The 16,765-nt window shown below is 69.1% G+C and carries 12 protein-coding genes; 4 read left to right on the forward strand and 8 right to left on the reverse strand.

What is annotated here, in order from left to right; all coding sequences use genetic code 11:
• Window positions 1–18: 18 nt before the first annotated feature.
• Both ACEN8G_RS20930 and ACEN8G_RS20935 read right to left on the reverse strand, forming a co-directional pair.
• Window positions 19–1,014, reverse strand: a complete 996-nt coding sequence (locus ACEN8G_RS20930; protein WP_413415905.1) for a hypothetical protein — start codon at window positions 1,012–1,014, stop codon at window positions 19–21.
• Complete coding sequence (locus ACEN8G_RS20935) at window positions 1,011–2,393, reverse strand: glycosyl transferase family protein (RefSeq protein WP_413415906.1); 1,383 nt, start codon at window positions 2,391–2,393, stop codon at window positions 1,011–1,013. Before ACEN8G_RS20935 ends, ACEN8G_RS20930 begins: the two co-directional genes overlap by 4 nt.
• A 164-nt stretch (window positions 2,394–2,557) precedes the next feature.
• Between ACEN8G_RS20935 and ACEN8G_RS20940 the strand changes: the two genes are divergently transcribed.
• On the forward strand, window positions 2,558–8,317 hold the full coding sequence (locus ACEN8G_RS20940; protein ID WP_413415907.1) for an alpha-2-macroglobulin family protein: 5,760 nt from the start codon (window positions 2,558–2,560) through the stop codon (window positions 8,315–8,317).
• 152 nt (window positions 8,318–8,469) lie between these two features.
• Complete coding sequence (pbpC, locus tag ACEN8G_RS20945) at window positions 8,470–10,566, forward strand: penicillin-binding protein 1C (protein ID WP_413415922.1); 2,097 nt, start codon at window positions 8,470–8,472, stop codon at window positions 10,564–10,566.
• A 146-nt stretch (window positions 10,567–10,712) separates the two neighbouring features.
• Here the strand turns inward: pbpC and ACEN8G_RS20950 are convergent, their stop codons facing one another.
• Together ACEN8G_RS20950 and ACEN8G_RS20955 are read right to left on the reverse strand one after the other, a co-directional pair.
• Window positions 10,713–11,234 (reverse strand): RcnB family protein, encoded by a 522-nt coding sequence (locus ACEN8G_RS20950; RefSeq protein ID WP_413415908.1) that lies wholly within the window; start codon window positions 11,232–11,234, stop codon window positions 10,713–10,715.
• A 123-nt stretch (window positions 11,235–11,357) separates the two neighbouring features.
• Entirely contained in the window at window positions 11,358–11,840 is a 483-nt protein-coding gene (locus ACEN8G_RS20955) for an outer membrane protein assembly factor BamE (RefSeq protein ID WP_413415909.1), read from the reverse strand.
• A gap of 124 nt (window positions 11,841–11,964) precedes the next feature.
• Between ACEN8G_RS20955 and ACEN8G_RS20960 the strand changes: the two genes are divergently transcribed.
• Window positions 11,965–12,474: a ubiquinol-cytochrome C chaperone family protein gene (locus ACEN8G_RS20960; RefSeq protein WP_413415910.1), complete on the forward strand. Its 510-nt coding sequence runs from the start codon at window positions 11,965–11,967 to the stop codon at window positions 12,472–12,474.
• On the forward strand, window positions 12,471–13,022 hold the full coding sequence (locus ACEN8G_RS20965; protein ID WP_413415911.1) for a YceD family protein: 552 nt from the start codon (window positions 12,471–12,473) through the stop codon (window positions 13,020–13,022). Before ACEN8G_RS20960 ends, ACEN8G_RS20965 begins: the two co-directional genes overlap by 4 nt.
• A gap of 170 nt (window positions 13,023–13,192) precedes the next feature.
• Here ACEN8G_RS20965 and ACEN8G_RS20970 read toward each other — a convergent pair whose 3' ends face one another.
• From ACEN8G_RS20970 to lepB, 4 genes are all read right to left on the reverse strand, one after another.
• Window positions 13,193–14,164, reverse strand: a complete 972-nt coding sequence (locus ACEN8G_RS20970; RefSeq protein WP_413415912.1) for a nitrilase-related carbon-nitrogen hydrolase — start codon at window positions 14,162–14,164, stop codon at window positions 13,193–13,195.
• A complete protein-coding gene (era, locus tag ACEN8G_RS20975; RefSeq protein ID WP_413415913.1) occupies window positions 14,161–15,069 on the reverse strand; it encodes a GTPase Era in 909 nt (302 codons plus the stop codon). The genes ACEN8G_RS20970 and era overlap by 4 nt, the downstream gene beginning before the upstream one ends.
• Window positions 15,070–15,191: 122 nt before the next feature.
• Window positions 15,192–15,863 (reverse strand): ribonuclease III, encoded by a 672-nt coding sequence (gene rnc, locus ACEN8G_RS20980; protein WP_413415914.1) that lies wholly within the window; start codon window positions 15,861–15,863, stop codon window positions 15,192–15,194.
• The gene (lepB, locus tag ACEN8G_RS20985) at window positions 15,860–16,717 is read right to left on the reverse strand and encodes a signal peptidase I (protein ID WP_307116600.1); all 858 of its coding nucleotides are present in this window, start codon (window positions 16,715–16,717) and stop codon (window positions 15,860–15,862) included. Before lepB ends, rnc begins: the two co-directional genes overlap by 4 nt.
• Window positions 16,718–16,765 lie beyond the last annotated feature (48 nt).

Here is a 16,765-nt window from a genome sequence, read left to right on the forward strand (position 1 = left end):
GCGCGGGGGAAGTAAGCCCTAGAAATCCGCACCCAAGGTGAGCGCAAGGCCCGAGCCGGGCCTTGCCTCGCCGGCCACGCGCTGGCGCCAGTCGAGCGCCAGGCGCAGGTTGCGCACCGCCAGCGTCGCCGAGGGGCCGATATCGAGCCGTTGCGCGTCGCGCTGCGCGGCACCCCAGGTGCCGGCACCCAAGGCCAGCTGTACCGGTCCGGCGGTGCCCACCGTCCGCGTGCCACGCGCGGCGCCATCGGCATAGGGTTCGGCGCGCCGGCGCAGCACCGCGCCGGCCTGGCCATAGGCTTCGAGCCGGAAGCCGCGCCATTCCCTGTCGATCCCCGCAATCGCGCCGAGCCCGGTGCCGCCTGGATTGCCGTCGATCCCGAAGCGGCGCTCGGCGATCAGCCGGACCGGCGCGCGGGTCGGCTGCCATTCCAGGCCCAGCGCGGCCTCGCGGCCCTTGCCGGATAGCGGAGTGGTGACGCGGCCATAGGCGGCGATGCGTTGGCGGGGTGCTACCAGCCACGCGACCCTCGCGCCGGCCTGTCCGCCGCCGATCTGCCCGCCGGGTGCCGCGACCGGACCGCCATTGCCGCGCGCGACCATCCACAGGCTCAGCGACCAGCGGTCGGGCAGCGGATCGAGCCGCCCGGGGGCGGGCATCGCGCTTGCCGGCAGCGATGCCGGCAGTGCGGGGGCGAAGGGGGCGACGGGCTCGACCTCGCCATATTGGGCGAGTGCCATCAGCGCGAGTTGCACGCGCGGATCGTCGTCACCGATTGGGGCGCGATAGACTATCGGCACGCGCGCATGCGCCGGCGGTAGCGGGGGGCGTTCGACGGCCGCCTGTCGGGCGATGGCGGGTGTGGTCCGGGGTTCGGCTTTGGCAAAGGGCAGCGCGGCCTCGATCGCGGCCGGCAGTGATCCGGTCTGGGGCCAGAGGATCGCGATCCGCGCACCCGTCCAGACGATGGCGACCATCGCGAGGAAGCGCAGTGGCCGGCCGCGGCCGTTCATCCCTGCTCCGGGTGCAGGTCGGGGAAGCGGTGCGCGGTCTTGTCCCAGCGCGGCGGGGCGCCGGCGAGCATGCGCAGATAGAGGCCGAGCGCGCGTCGTGCGGCGAGCAGCGCGACGGCGTTGCTCGAGAAGATGCGGGGCACCGACCAAAGCCCTTCGCGCCAGCCATAGGCATGGCCGACAAAGGCGGCGCGGATAGCCAGCCGCCAGGCGAGCAGCGCGAAATTGGTCCAGAGCAGGGCCTGCATCAGCGCCGATTGCTCCGGTGCCTTGCTGCCTGTGAGCAGATGGGCGCCGGAGGAAAGCCCCCAGGCGAGGATCGACAGATAGGCGAGCGCGAGCACGGGGATCTCGAGCGTGGCGCGCCGGTCGCGCATGCGCATCCAGTTGTCGCCGATCTGGCGCCAGCCGCCCCAGCCGGTCCGGTCCCAGCCGGCGAGTGCTATGCCGGTCATCCAGCGCGCCTTTTGCCGAACCGCCGCCTCGATCGTGTCGGGGAAATAGGCGCGTACTGCGACCGGCGGCCCGCCTGGCGCCTCGGCGATGCGGACCAGCCGGGCAGGGGTGCCCAGCGCCGCGATGGCAAAGCCCAGCTCATAATCCTCGGTCAGGCTGGTCGCGTCGAACGGCGCGCCGCCCCGCGCATCGGCGAGCCGCCCCAGCACGTCGCGGCGGATCGCGCAGCCCACGCCGGCAAAGGGCAGGCCCGCGCCGATCGCCTGGCGCACGACCAGCGACCGGCCGTGGCTCTCTGCGAACTCGTCGAGATAGTGTCCGGCAAAGAAGCGCGAATGGGCGTGGGGAAGCGGCAGCACCGGCAGCTGGACCGCCGGATGCTCGACCAGCTCCCGGGCATAGACGCGCAGCTCGAGCGGGTGGACCACGTCCTCGGCATCGTGCAGCGCCACCGCGCTCGCCGTGAAGCCCTCCGCCGCCTCGTCGCGCAGCAGGGCGCGCCACAGGCCGTTGAGGCAGTCCGCCTTGGTCGTCCCTCCCGGGCGCGGGCCGATCACCAGCCGCACCCGCGCATCCACCAGCGCGACTTCGGCCACCGCCGCGATCGTCGCCGGATCATTGGGATAGGCGCCGACATAGATGCGGTAATCGGGGTGATCGAAGCGTTCGAGCGCGGTGCGCAGCATGGCGCCGATCACCGCGGATTCGTCCCAGGCGGGCACGAAGACCGCGATCCGGCCCGGCGGCACGGGACCGTCCAGCGCCGGCTGCGCCATGCGCCGTCCGCGCAGCCGGCGCGCGGCGTAGATCAGGTCGACGAGCAGGTCGTCGATCCCGCCGACGACGAACCAGAGCGCCGCGAAGAGGGTCATCTCGCGCGCTACCAGGTCCATCGCAGTGATCAGCGCCTCCCCAGTCGGCACCTCGAGTCCCTCCGATTCGGAGGCGGAATTAAGCCGTGCCGCTGACGGAACGATCAAGCGCCATGGTGCATTTTCGCTCCGAAACGGACGCGGTTAATTCGTCGCTGGACTCGTAACGGGGCCCGGCTATCGTGCCGACCGCTGCCCGAGGGGAGGTTGCCACCATGAAGCTCGTTGCCCGGCTAGGCGTTCTGGCATTGATCCTGGCGCCGATCGGCGCCGTTACCGCGTTCGGTGACAACAGTCCTCAGGTCGAGATGGCGACCCCCGGCGTCGGCGACGGCGCGATCGAGCGCTTCACCGCGCGCTTCAACGTGCCGATGGTGCCGCTGGGCGACCCGCGCGCCGAATCCCCCTTCAAGGTCGATTGCCCGACCGGCGGCCAGGGCCGCTGGGTCGACCAGCAGACCTATGTCCACGAATTCGCCAGCCCGCTCCCCGGCGGCGTCACCTGCAAGTTCACCCTGCGCGACGGGATCAAGAGCCTGTCGGGCTATGAGCTGCAGGGCCAGAAGGAGTTCACCGTCGATTCGGGCGGCCCGATCGCCCGCGCGGTGCTGCCCAACCGCTATGGCAGCGAGATCGAGGAGGACCAGGTCTTCGTCGTCGCGGCGAACCTCGCGCCCGATCCCGCCTCGGTCGGCGCCAATGCCTATTGCGCGGTCGACGGGCTGGGCGAGAAGATTCCGGTCGACGTGCTGCCCGCCGATGTCGCGCCCAAGCTGCTCGCCGATCTCGGCACCGATCGCTGGCAGGTCCAGAGCTTCCTGAGCGAGGCGGGCCTGCCCCAGGCGCTGCCGGAGAAGGCCGAGGATCGCGCGAAGTCGCTCGCCAGCGTCGTCGCGGTGAAGTGCCGCCGCCCGCTGCCGCCCGGCCGCGACATGGGGCTGGTCTGGGGCAAGGACATCAAGAGCGCTTCGGGCCGCGCCGCCGGCACCGACCAGCGCTTCGACTTCACCGTCCGCAAGGAATTCAGCGCCCGCTTCGAATGCTCGCGCGTCAACCCGACCGCGGGCTGCAGCCCGGTGCAGGACGCCTGGGTGCGCTTCTCCGCCCCGATCCCCAGGGCGCAGGCCGAGGCCGTCCGCATCAAGACGCCCGACGGCAAGGAGCTGAAGCCGATCTTCGGCGACGACGACAAGAACAAGGCGACCGTCGCCGACCTGAAGTTCAAGGCGCCGCTGCCGGCGGAGACAATCGCCAAGGTCGTCTTCCCCGCCAACATCACCGACGAGAGCGGCCGCAAGCTCGCCAATGCCGAGCGCTTCCCGCTCGACGTGAAGTTTGACGCGCCGCCGCCGCTGGTGAAGTTCGCCGGCAATTTCGGCATCCTCGAAGCGAAGGAGGGCGGCGTCCTCCCGGTCTCGGTCCGCAATGTCGAGCCCGATCTCCAGGGCATGCAGATGGCGGTGAGTGGACAGAGCCTGAAGATCGAGGGCGGCGACGCCGAGATCGCCAAGTGGTTCCGCGCGCTCGCCGACGCGGCCGAGGACAAGTCCGACGAGATCAAGCGCGGCGACGAGACGATCACGATCAACCAGACCGGCGCCAAGCCGTTGCTGACCCCGGCCACCGGCAAGCCGCTCAAGATCGGCCTGCCCGGCAAGGGCAAGGATTTCGAGGTCGTCGGCATCCCGCTGAGCCAGCCCGGCTTCTATATCGTCGAGCTGGCCAGCCCGCGGCTCGGCGAGGCGCTGCTCGGCCGCAAGGCGCCGCGCTATGTCGCCACCGGCGCGCTCGTCACCAACATGAGCGTCCATTTCAAATGGGGCCGCGACCAGTCGCTGGTCTGGGTCACCGCGCTCGACAGTGGCCAGGGCGTCGGCGACGCCGAGGTGCGCGTCACCGACAGCTGCACCGGTCAGCTGCTCGCCAAGGGCAAGACCGACGCCTCGGGTCGTCTCGGCGTGCCCGCCGGCCTGCCCGCGCCCGAGACCTATTCGAGCTGCGAGAACGGCAATTCGAGCCCGCTGATGGTCTCGGCGCGCAAGGCCGATGACTTCAGCTTCACCCTCACGCAGTGGGGCCAGGGCATCCGCCCGTTCGACTTCGACCTCAACTATGGCTGGTCGGAGCAGGAGCAGATCTTCCACACCGTGTTCGACCGTTCGCTCGTCCGCCAGGGCGAGACGGTGCACATGAAGCACATCGTGCGCCAGCCGATCGCGGCGGGCTTCGCGAGCAGCCCGGCGTTCAGCGGCACGCTGCGCCTCAGCCATCGCGGCTCGGACACCCAGTACGACCTGCCGCTGAGCATCGACGCCAATGGCGTGGGCGAGAGCGAATGGACCGCGCCGCAGGGCGCCAAGATGGGCGACTACGACGTCACCGTCCTCACCAAGGACGCCGGGGGCACGGAAAAGACGATCTGGACCGGCCAGTCGTTCAAGGTCGACGAATACAAGCTGCCGACGATGAAGGCGTCGGTCGCCGGGCCCAAGGATGCCGCGGTGCGCCCGAACACGCTGCCGCTCGACCTGTTCGTCGGCTATCTCTCGGGCGGCGGCGCGGCCAGCCTGCCGGTCGAGGCGCGCATCGGCTATTTCGCCGACTTCAAGACCCCCGACGGCTATGACGGCTACAGCTTTGGCGGCCGCGCGATGACCGAGGGCACCAAGCCGATGAACGGCGAGGGCGAGGACGAAGAGGTCAAGCTGCCGCCGACCCAGACGCTGCCGGCCACGCTCGGCGCGGACGGCACCAGCCGGATCAATGCCGAGGTGCCGCAGACGCTCGAACAGAACACCACGATGCTGGTCGAGATGGATTATCAGGACGCCAATGGCCAGATCCTGACCTCGTCGCGGCGCATCCCGATCTTCACCTCCGCGGTGCAGCTGGGCGTGAAGACCGATGGGTGGCTGATGAAGCAGGACGACCTGCGCCTGCGCTTCGTCGCGCTCGACACCAATGGCAAGCCGATCGCCAACCAGGCGATCGCGGTCGAGCTGTACAGCCGCGAGATCCTCACCGCGCGGCGCCGGCTGATCGGCGGCTTCTACGCATACGACAACCAGATGAAGACGACCCGGCTGAGCGCCACCTGCTCGGCGACGACCGACGCCCAGGGCCTGGCGAGTTGCGCGCTCGATCCCGGCGTGTCGGGCGAAGTCTATGCGGTGGCGACCACCAAGGACGCCAATGGCAATGTCGCCCGGGCGACCAAGTCGGTCTGGCTGGTCGGGGACGACGACTGGTGGTTCGGCGGCGACAATGGCGACCGCATGGACGTCATCCCCGAGAAGCTCGAATACAAGGCAGGCGAGACCGCCAAGTTCCAGGTTCGCATGCCCTTCCGCGACGCGACCGCTTTGGTCACTGTCGAGCGCGAAGGCGTGCTGTCGAGCTTCGTCGTCGGGCTGACCGGCAAGGATCCGGTGATCGAAGTGCCGATGCCGGGCGATTATGCGCCGGACGTGTTCGTATCGGTCATGGCGGTGCGCGGGCGCGTCACCGGCTGGCAGAACTGGCGCTCGAACATGGCGCGCGACTGGGGTGCGCCCTGGTCGAAGGACGGCGGCGAGCCGACCGCGACGGTCGATCTCGCCAAGCCCGCCTATCGGCTGGGCATCGCCAAGGTGAAGGTCGGCTGGGAAGGCCATAAGCTCGACGTGGCGGTGAAGGCCGACAAGGCGAGCTATGCCGCGCGCGACAATGCGCAGGTCGACGTCACGGTGAAGAGCCCCGACGGCAAGCCGGCGGCTTCGGCCGATGTCGCCTTCGTCGCGGTGGACGAGGCGCTGCTCCAGCTCTCGCCCAACGAGAGCTGGGACGTGCTGACCGCGATGATGGGCGACCGCCCGATCTCGGTGCTGACCTCGACTGCGCAGACCCAGGTGGTCGGCAAGCGGCATTACGGCAAGAAGGCCGTCGAGGCCGGCGGCGGTGGCGGCGGCGATCTTTCCGGGCTCAACCGCGAGAATTTCCAGCCCGTCCTGCTGTGGAAGGGCAAGGTCGCGCTCGACGCCAATGGCCATGCCCGGGTCGCGGTGCCGCTCAACGATGCGCTGACCTCGTTCAAGCTCGTCGCGATCGCTACTTCGGGCCCGCAGCTGTTCGGCACGGGCAGCGCGAGCATCCGCTCGTCGCAGGACCTGACCATCTATGCCGGCGTGCCGCAGCTGGTGCGCACCGGCGACCAGTTCGGCGCGATGTTCACGCTGCGCAACGGTTCGAGCAAGCCGATGAAGGTCACCGCCACGGTGGCGCTCAACCCAGCCTATGCGACCGGCAAGCCGCTGACCGTCGAGATCCCGGCGGGCGGTGCCGCGCCGGTAGTGTGGAACCTCACCGCGCCGCCGCGCGACGGCAAGCTGAGCTGGACGGTCACCGCCAAGTCGGCGGACGGCAAGTCGACCGACAAGGTCACCGTCGCGCAGGTGGTGGCGCCGGCCGTCCCGGTCGAGACCTGGGCGGCGACGCTCGGGCGAGTCGGCACGGGTACGCAATTCCCGATCGCGCCGCCGGCGGGCGCGCTGCCCGGCTTCGGCACGGTCGAGGTGAGCCTGACCGACAGCCTCGCCCCGCCGCTCTCCGGCGTGCGCGAATACATGTCCGCCTATCCGTACAACTGCCTCGAGCAGCGCACCTCGCGGGCGATCGCGCTGGGCGATACGGGGATGTGGAACCTGATCGCCAGCGACATCCCGGCCTATCAGGATGGCGACGGGCTGTTGCGCTACTGGCCGGGCGACTGGCCCGGCTCGGAGGCGCTGACTGCCTATATCCTCTCGGCCAGCGGCGAGGCGGGCCTGCCGCTGCCGGAAGGCCCCAGGGCCAAGATGCTCGATGCGATGAAGGCAGTCCTCGACGGGCGCCTGCGGCACGAGGATTATGGCGATGTCCGCCTGCAGCGTGTCGCGGCCTTCACCGCGCTGGCGCGGCAGGGTGCGGCGACCTCGGCGATGCTCGGCCAGATCGGCATCACGCCGGCCGAGATGCCGACCAGCACGCTTTCCGACTATGCCATGGCGCTCGGCAAGGTGCAGGGCCTCGCCAATGGCCAGCAGCTTCGCGTCGATGCCGAGAAGGTGCTGCGCAGCCGGCTGGTCTATGAAGGCACGCGCGTCGACATCTCGGACAAGGGCCGCATGGCCTGGTGGCTGATGTCGTCGGACGACGAGGCGGCGATCAAGGTGCTGCTCGCCACGCTCGGCCGCCCCGGCTGGGAGAATGACTCGGCCAAGCTGATGGTCGGTATCGCCGCCCGCCAGCAGCGCGGGCATTGGGACACCACGACCGCCAATGCCTGGGGCACGATCCTCGCGCGGCGCTTCATGGGTCTCTATCCGGCCGAGGCGATCGCGGGCGTGACCACCGCCAGCTTCGGCAGCAACACGCCGCTGAGCCTGAGCTGGCCGCTCGCCGAGCCGCAGCGGAGCTTCGGCTTCCCGCTGCCGGCCCAGACCACGCCGCTGGTGCTCAGCCAGTCGAGCGCTGCCGGTCCCTGGGCGTTCGTGCGGGTGAAGGCGGCGGTGCCGCTCACCCAGCCGCTGATGGCCGGCTACAAGGCGACCAAGAAGGTCGAAGCGGTCAAGCAGGCCGTCGCCGGCCGCTGGACGCGCGGTGACGTCGTCAAGGTGACGATCAGCGTCGAGGCCTCGGCCGAGCGCAACTGGGTGGTGGTCAACGATCCGGTGCCGGCCGGTGCGACGATCGTCGGCAATCTCGGCGGCCAGTCCGAGCTGCTCGCCAAGGACAGCGGCACCAGCGAAGGCGTCTCGCCCAACTATATCGAGCGCGGCAATGACAGCTGGCGCGCTTTCTACGGCTGGGTGCCGCGCGGCAGCTTCACGGTGTCGTACGTGATGCGGCTCGATGCGGCGGGCAAGTTCAACCTGCCCGCGACCCGGATCGAGGCGATGTACGCGCCCGAGATCCGCGCGCAGCTGCCCAATGCCGTGATGTCCGTGGCGCAGCGGTGACGGCGAAGGGGGCTTTCGACCGCTTCCTCGCCTTCGCCCGCCGCTGGACGAAGCGCATCGATGATGCGCCCGAGGGGGCGCGTGCGTGGCTGGGCCGCGAACGCGCGGTCTGGAAGGAGAAGGGCTGGCGGGGCGTCATCACGCCGCCGCGCATCGTCGGCACGCTGCTGACCTTGCTCCTCGTCGCCTCGGCGAGCTTCTGGTGGGTGACGCGCCCGCCCGCGCTGCCCGACTATGCCGCGGTCCGTGCCGGCTGGCATCCGTCCGAGGCCTGGCTCTACGACCGGCACGGCGTGCTGATCGATTCCAGCCGCATCGACTACCAGGCGCGCCGGCTCGCTTGGACGAAGTTGCAGGACGTTTCCCCGGTCGCGCGCGATATCTTGGTCGCCGCGGAGGACCGGCGCTTCCGCGAGCATGGCGGAGTCGACTGGATGGCGCTGAGCGGCGCGGCGCGCGACCGGATCGAGGGCAAGCGCGGACGGGGCGCCTCGACCCTGTCGATGCAGGTCGCCGCCTATCTCGCGCCCGACCTCGCCAATCCCGGCAGCCGCGGGCTGCGCGACAAGTTGCGCCAGATGCGCGCCGCCTGGGCGCTCGAATCGCGCTGGAGCAAGGACCAGATCCTCGAGGCCTATCTCAACCTGGCCGGCTTCCGCGGCGAGGCACAGGGGATCGGCGCCGCCGCGCTCGGGCTGTTCGGCAAGACCCCCGCGACCTTGACCCGCGACGATGCACTGCTGCTCGCGGCCTTGCTGCCCAATCCGCAGGCGGCCCCGGGCGAAGTCGCGCGGCGTGCCTGCGCGCTCAGCCGCGACAAGGATTGCAGCCGTTTCGCCGGCGCCGCCGCCTCGATGCTCGGCCCGGCGCGCAGCCTGGCGCTCGATCCGGGCCTCGCGCCGCACCTGTCCGCTGCACTGCTGACCAGGCCCGGCGCGAAGATCACCACCACGCTCGATGCGAGCATCCAGCGCGCCGCGATCACGGCGCTCCGGCGCCAGCTCCAGGGGCTGGGCGGCAGCCGCGCCCGCGATGGGGCGGTCATCGTGGTCGATAACCAGAGCGGCGACGTGCTCGCCTATGTCGGCGGGATCGGCGGCGAGAGCACGGCGCCCGCGGTGGATGGGGCCTCTTCCTATCGCCAGGCGGGATCGACGCTGAAGCCCTTCCTCTACGCGATGGGCATCGAGAAGGGCTATCTCACCGCCGCCTCGATCCTCGACGATTCCCCGGTCCAGCTCGACACCGCCTCGGGCCTCTATGTGCCGCAGAATTACGACAAGGCGTTCAAGGGCCCGGTCTCCGCGCGCATCGCCCTGGCCGGCTCGCTCAACGTCCCGGCGGTGCGCACGCTGCTGCTCACCGGGGTGGACGCATTCCGCGACCGGCTCTGGGACACCGGCTATCGCGGGCTGGTCGAGGACGGGCAATATTATGGCTATTCGCTCGCGCTCGGATCGGCCGAGGTGACGCTGATGGAGCAGGTCGACGCCTATCGCAGCCTCGCGCTCGAAGGGCGCTGGTCGCCACTTCGCCTGACGATGGACGCGAAGAGCGAAGCGCCGCGCCGCACCACCACGCCCCAGGCCGCCTGGATCGTCGCCGACATGCTCGCCGACCCGAACGCCCGTGCCGGCACCTTCGGGGTCGATTCGGCGCTGCGCCTGCCCTTCTGGGCCGCGGTGAAGACCGGCACCTCGAAGGCGATGCGTGACAATTGGTGCGTCGGCTTCACCGATCGCTTCACCGTCGGCGTCTGGGTCGGCAATCTCGAAGGTGATCCGATGCGCGCGGTCTCGGGCACCAGCGGTGCGGCACCGGTGTGGCGCGACGTGATGCTGGCGCTCAACGAAGCCAATCCCGGCAAGGCGCCGCCGCGTCCCGAGGGGATCGAGGAACGCCAGATCCGCTTCGCCGCGGGCATCGAGCAGCCGCGCCGCGAATATTTCCTGAAGGGCACCGGGCTCGACCGTATCGCCTATGCCCCGGCCGAGGCGCGCCGGCCGCGCATCGTCAATCCGGTGGGGGGCAGCGTCTATGCGCTCGACCCCGATATCCCGCGCGACAACCAGCGCCTGGCGATTTCGGTGTCCGGACAGGCGCTTGGCCATAGGCTGATTCTCGACAAGCGCGACCTAGGCACCGCCGATTCGCGCCCGCTGATCCTCGCCCCGCCGGGCAAGCATCGCCTCGCCCTGATCGACCTCGACGGCAAGACCGTCGACCAGGTGCTGTTCACCATCCGATAGCGCGCAAATTTGGGGAATGTTGAGGGAGCGAAACGCTGCTCCGGACGTTACGGCAAACGGTCCCTACCCCTTTCGGGACCGTGCCCAACGGCACCGGCCGCACGGCCCCAAAAGGCGGTGCGGCCGAAGCCTTTGATCTTGCCGGATTACCAGTAGAAGCCGGGGATCGTGCGGATGACGATGCCGCGGCGCGTGTCGATCAGCAGCACATCGTTATAGTGGCGCACCCAGTTCTGGTAGCGGCCGGCGCGCGGCAGGTGATAGCGCCACGGATCGGCGATCACATAGCGCGAGCCATAATAATTCGGGGCGATCCGGCCGCCGGCGCGGAAGGACGTATAGCGGAACGGGGCGTTCCAGCTGCCACGGCCATAGAGCGAACGGTTGCGATCGCGATTGAAGCGCCAGTCGTCACGGCCCCAGGCACGGTCACGGTCGCGCAGGTCCTCGCGATATTCGCGGTGCGCCTCGCGCACGTCGCGGCGCTCGTCCCGGATGTCGCGGCGGTCGCCGCGGCGATAGGCGTCCTGCAGCTGGCGCTGCTCGTGGCGGATGTCCTGGCGGTCGCGGCGCAGTTCCTCGCGCGACTGGGCACTGGCCGCAGCCGGCACCAGCATGGCCGGCATCGCGACGGCGGCGAGCAGCGCGGCGGTTACGAACGTCTTCATGTCTTCCTCCAAAGCACTGACCGGATTTGCTTTCCGGTAGATCGCCCTTGTGGAGGAGCCTCGCTGAACGGCCCGGGAACGGCACCGTCAGCGAAATGAAAGGAGACGAATCGCGGCTAGCAACTAGGGGCCGTTGCCGCCGCCACCACCGCCCGGGCCACCGGTGCCCGGCGCACCGACGGTGCCGATATTGCCGAACAGGTCCTCGAAGAAGCCGCGCTTGTGGCCCAGCGTCGGGGTGGTCTTGCCGTAAGGATCGACCTGGGCGATCAGGTCCTTGCCGGTGCGATCGACCGCGGCGACATTGCCCTTGGCATCGAAGGTGATGCGCAGCGTCGTCTGGTCCTTGGCCTTCAGGCCCTGATAGCCGAGGTTCGCGCTCTGGCGGGAGATGTAATACCACTCGCCTTCGTTGAACTGGCTGGTGAAGGTCGGGCGGCCGAGCGTCTGGAGCACCGATTCGCGGGTGTCGATGCCGGGCTGCACCGAATCGACCAGCTCCTTGTCGATGATATAGCCCTGGTGCGTGCGCACGGGCACGCAGGCGGTGGTGCCAAGCGCGGCTGCCAGCAGGGCGGCGCCTAGCGCGCGGGCGGGAATCGACATTCTGGTCTCCAGGCAAACGCGTACCGGCACCGCGCACATTGCATCGCGGGCCGTTCGCCTCAATATGCGGCAAAATGCGGCCAAACAAGGTCGCGCCCTTCGATTGCAGGAACCATCTCGGCACATGCGCTTGCTCAAGCGGCTCTTCCAGGCTCCCGACCGCGGTGCCGCCCCGATTCTCTACGCCGCCATCGTCGCGCGCGGCCGTCAGCCGCACTGGTATGAAGCGGGGGCGGTGCCCGACACGATCGACGGCCGCTTCGACATGATCGCCGCGGTGATGAGCCTGGTCCTGCTCCGGCTCGAGCAGGACGAGACGGCGGTGCCGTTCAGCACCCACCTCACCGAAGTGTTCATTGCCGACATGGACGGGCAGCTGCGCCAGATCGGCATCGGCGACATCGTCGTCGGCAAGCATGTCGGCAAGATGATGGGCATGCTCGGCGGCCGGCTCGGCGCCTATCGCGAGGGGCTGGCGAACGGCACGCTGGGCGAGGCGCTGGTCCGCAACCTCTATCGCGGCGAGGCGCCGGCGCCGGAAGCGCTCGCCCATGTCGAGACCGGGCTGCGCGCGCTCCACGCGAAGCTGGCCGATACGCCGATCGCCACGCTGGTCGCGGGAGATCTCGCATGATCCAGAGTGAATTCAACCGCCCGCAGCGGCTCGACACGATCGGTGCCGGCGAGAGCCAGGTCCATGTCGAGGCCGAGCCCAAGGAGCGCGCCGCGCTGGCCGAGCGCTTCGGTCTCAAGACGCTCGACAGCCTCGTGGCGGATTATCGCATCCGCCGCGATGCGCAGGGCATCATAGCCACCGGCCATCTCTCGGCCAAGGTCGTCCAGGCCTGTGTGATCACCGACGATCCCGTGCCTGCGCGAATCGAGGAGGATTTCGCGATCCGTTTCCTTCCCGAGAGCGAAGGCGAGGACAGCGACGACGAGACCGAGCTGAGCGAGGACGAGTGCGACGTCGTCTTCTATTCGGGCGGCGCGATCGACCTGGGCGAGGCGGCGGCCGAGACGCTGGCGCTGGCGCTCGATCCCTATCCGCGCAGCCCCGCCGCCGAGGCCGCGCTGCGCGATGCTGGCGTGATCAGCGAGGAAGAGGCGAAGCGGCTCGCGGAGGAAAGCGGGCCGTTCGGCGGGCTGGCGGGGCTCAGGGACAAGCTCGGCAAGGGTTGAGCCTGGAGGTTGAGGGATGACGTGTCCCTCCTTCAATCCTCCCCCGCTAGGGGGAGGTGGCGCGCGTAGCGCGACGGAGGGGGAGGTGTACGAGCCGAGAATTGGCTGCTTACCTCCCCCTCCACCAGCTTCGCTGGTCCCCCTCCCCCTGGCGGGGGAGGATCTTGAGTCTAGGCCGCTTCGCTGTCGCCCTTGTCGATGATCCCCGCACGCTGGCGGCGGTCCACCGAGAGCTCGAACACGTCGTGCCGCGCCTGGGCGCCGTCGACGTCCATCGTCGCCAGCCCGCGATCGACTTCGTTCAGGTCGATCTCGGCCATCAGCAGCTCGGGCGCGGTGCCTGCCTGGGCGATCACCACCCCGTCGGGCGCCAGGATCGCGCTATGGCCGCGCTGGATCTGGCCGTCCGGCAGCCGGTCGAGCAGCTTGCGCGCCGAACCGTCGCCGCCGGCCTTCTCATAGCCGGCGATCAGCTCCTGCTTGTACTGGATGGTGCCGGCCGCCAGCACGAAGGCGCGGCCCTCATAGGCATAATGCGCCGAGGCGAGCATCGCGATGTCGGTGACCTGCGGCCAGGCGGCGACATGCACCGTCTCGCCCTCATGATGCATCGCCGCGCGGGCGAGCGGCATCCAATGCTCGGTCGAGGCGAGCTGGCCGATCCTGCCCCAGGGCGCCTCGTGCAGCCCCAGCGTCGATCCGTCGCCGCGCCCCAGCATCAGCTTCTCGGCGGGCGTCAGGATCAGCTTGCGGTGGCGCAGCACCGGCGCCTTGGGCCGGAACAGGAATTGCGTCGCATAGAGGCTCTGGCGGACACGCTCATAGCCACCGACCGACACCGCGACATCGGCGATGTCGACCGTCCATTGCAGCGGCTGGAAGCGCGGATCGTCGCCGCGGATCGCCTGGTCGAGCAGCAGCGCGTGCAGCTCGCGGGTGCCGGGATGGTCCCAGAGCCGGGCGGGGGCGACATGCTCGAGCCAGGCCGGATAGCCGCCGAGGAAACCCTCTCCAAAAGCGATGACGCGCGCGCCCTTCTCGATCGCCTCGCGTGCTTTCGCGATGGCCTTGTCCAGCCCCGCGCCAATGGCGAGGGGAACCGGCGAATCCTGTACGATGGCGACCTTGAGCTTCTTCGTCACTCGACCCAGTCCAACCCGATCTCACGGTAAAGCGAACGGTCTTCCTGCCATTCCGGCCTTACCTTCACGTGAAGATAGAGATGAACCTTTACGCCCATGAGACGCGAAAGCTCCGCCCGGGCCCGCGCGCCGATCTCCTTGATGCGGCTGCCGCCCTTGCCGAGCACGATCGCGCGCTGGGTCTCGCGCTCGACCAGGATCTGCTGGTGGATCTCGACCGATCCGTCCTCGCGCTCCTTGTACTGCTCGGTCTCGATCGCCGAGGCATAGGGCAGCTCCTGGTGGAGCTGGAGATAGAGCTGCTCGCGCGTCACTTCGGCGGCGAGCATGCGGTCGGTCGCGTCGCTCACCTGGTCCTCGGGGAAGTGCCAAGGTTCCTGCGGCATCGCTGCGGCCAGCGCCGCCTTCAATTCGGGCACGCCGTCGCCGGTCTGGGCGGAGACGAAATAGGTCTCGTCGAAGGGCAGGATCTCGTTGAGCTTGGCGGCGTGGCCGAGCAGGCGTGGCTTGTCGGCGACATCGACCTTGTTGAGGATCAGGATCTTGCGCTCGCGCCGGCCCTTCAGGCTCTCGATCACGGTGTGCACCTTGGGGCCGATCCCGCCCTTGCCGTCGACGATCAGCGCGATCAGGTCGGCGCCGTCAGTACCTTCCCACGCGGCGGCGACCATCGCGCGGTCGAGCCGGCGCTCGGGGGTGAAGATGCCCGGCGTGTCGACCAGGATCAGCTGCGCATCGCCTTCGATCGCGATGCCCATCACCCGGGTGCGTGTGGTCTGCGCCTTGGGACTGACGATCGCGACCTTCTGGCCGACCAGCGCGTTCACGAGCGTGGACTTGCCGGCATTGGGCGCGCCGACGATTGCGATCAGGCCGCAGCGTTGGGTTTCGGGGGTATCGGTCATATCAGTTCCAAATCCCCCTTCCGCTTGCGGGAGGGGTTAGGGGAGGGGATGTCGGTCTAAATTCCGGGGAGATATATACGCCCTCCCCCGACCCCTCCCGCAAGCGGAAGGGGAGAAACGGGTCATGCCTTGAGCTTTTCCAGCAAAGCCGCCGCGGCCGCGGTTTCGGCTTCCTGCTTGCTCGTGCCTTCGGCGCTCGCATCGGCGAAGCTGCCGATCGACACCTTCACGGTGAAGCGCGGCGCATGGTTGGGGCCGGAGCGATCGACGACTTCATATTCGGGCGGGCGGCGATTGTTCGCGGCCGCCCATTCCTGCAGCGCCGACTTGGGGTGGCGCGGCGCGCTGGCATGCGCGTCGATATGCTTGGCCCAAGCCTTGCGGACGAAATCGCGCGCCGGCGCGAAGCCGAACTCGAGATAGAGCGCGCCGATCAGCGCCTCCATCGCGTCGCCCAGCACATTGTCGCTGTCCGCCGCGCCGTCGCCGCGCGCCTGCTTGCCCAGGCGGAGCAGCGGCGGCACGCCGACTTCGCGTGCGACATTGGCGCACATCGCGCCGGTGACCAGCGCGTTGAGCCGGCGCGACAGTGCGCCCTCGGGCTCGCTGGCGAACCGCTCGTACAGCCATTCGGCGATCGCCAGGCCAAGCACCCGATCGCCGAGGAACTCGAGCCGCTCGTAATTCTCGGCAGCCTGGCTGCCATGCGTCAACGCACGCTGATAGGGGCCCAGGTCAGAAGGGCGCTGGCCGAAAGTCCTGGCGATCCATTCCCCCAGGTCGGGAGCGCTCAAAAGCCTTCCCCGATCCGGCTCCAGCGCGCCGCGGTGAACCAGGTCCAGGGCAGGAACCAGTTGGCGCTGCCGTCGGTCGACCAGAAGCTCAGCACCGCCTTGCCCTCGATATTCTCGAGCGGGACATAGGAGATGCCCTGGCCCTCGGGCGGCTGCGAGAAGCGGCTGTCGGTCGAATTGTCGCGATTGTCGCCCATCAGGAAGGCATGGCCGGCGGGGACGTGATAGACCTCGGTATTGTCCTGCGGGGTCAGCCCCTGGTCGAGCACGTCATAGCTCTTGCCGCCCGGCAGCGTCTCGCGGAAGCGCGGCAGCTTGCACACCGGATCGCCCTTGGCGCTCACGGCCTGGAAGAGGGTGGGGCAGTTGGTGAAGTTCGGGGTGACCGGCAGCTCGAGATCGGCGACCTTCTGCTTGGGCACTGCCTTGCCGTTCAAGATCACCTGACCGTTGACGACCTGGACGCTGTCGCCCGGCAGGCCGATGACGCGCTTGATCCAGTCCTCGCCATTATGGCCCGGCGCCTTGAACACCACCACGTCGCCGCGTGCCGGCGTGCCCGGGAAGATGCGGCCCGGGATCAGCGGCAGGCTCCAGGGCAGCGAGTGCTTGGAATAGCCGTAGTTCCACTTGGTGATGAACAGATAGTCGCCGATCAGCAGCCGCGGCATCATCGATTCCGACGGGATCGAGAAGGGCGAGAAGATGAAGCTGCGCACCACGAAGACGATCAACGCCAGCTTGACGAGGAAGAGGCCCAGGTCCTTCCACTCGTTCTTGGGCTTCTCCTCCGCAGCCGCCGCGGCGGGAGTGGCAGGCTTCTCGTTCAGGGAATCGGCGGGGGTGTTTTCCATGGGTACCTGCTCTGCTTGGGGCGGGCGGTGAGGTCAAGCCGATGAATG

It is taken from the genome of Sphingomonas sp. Sphisp66 (genome assembly GCF_047324325.1).
GTDB lineage: Bacteria > Pseudomonadota > Alphaproteobacteria > Sphingomonadales > Sphingomonadaceae > Sphingomonas.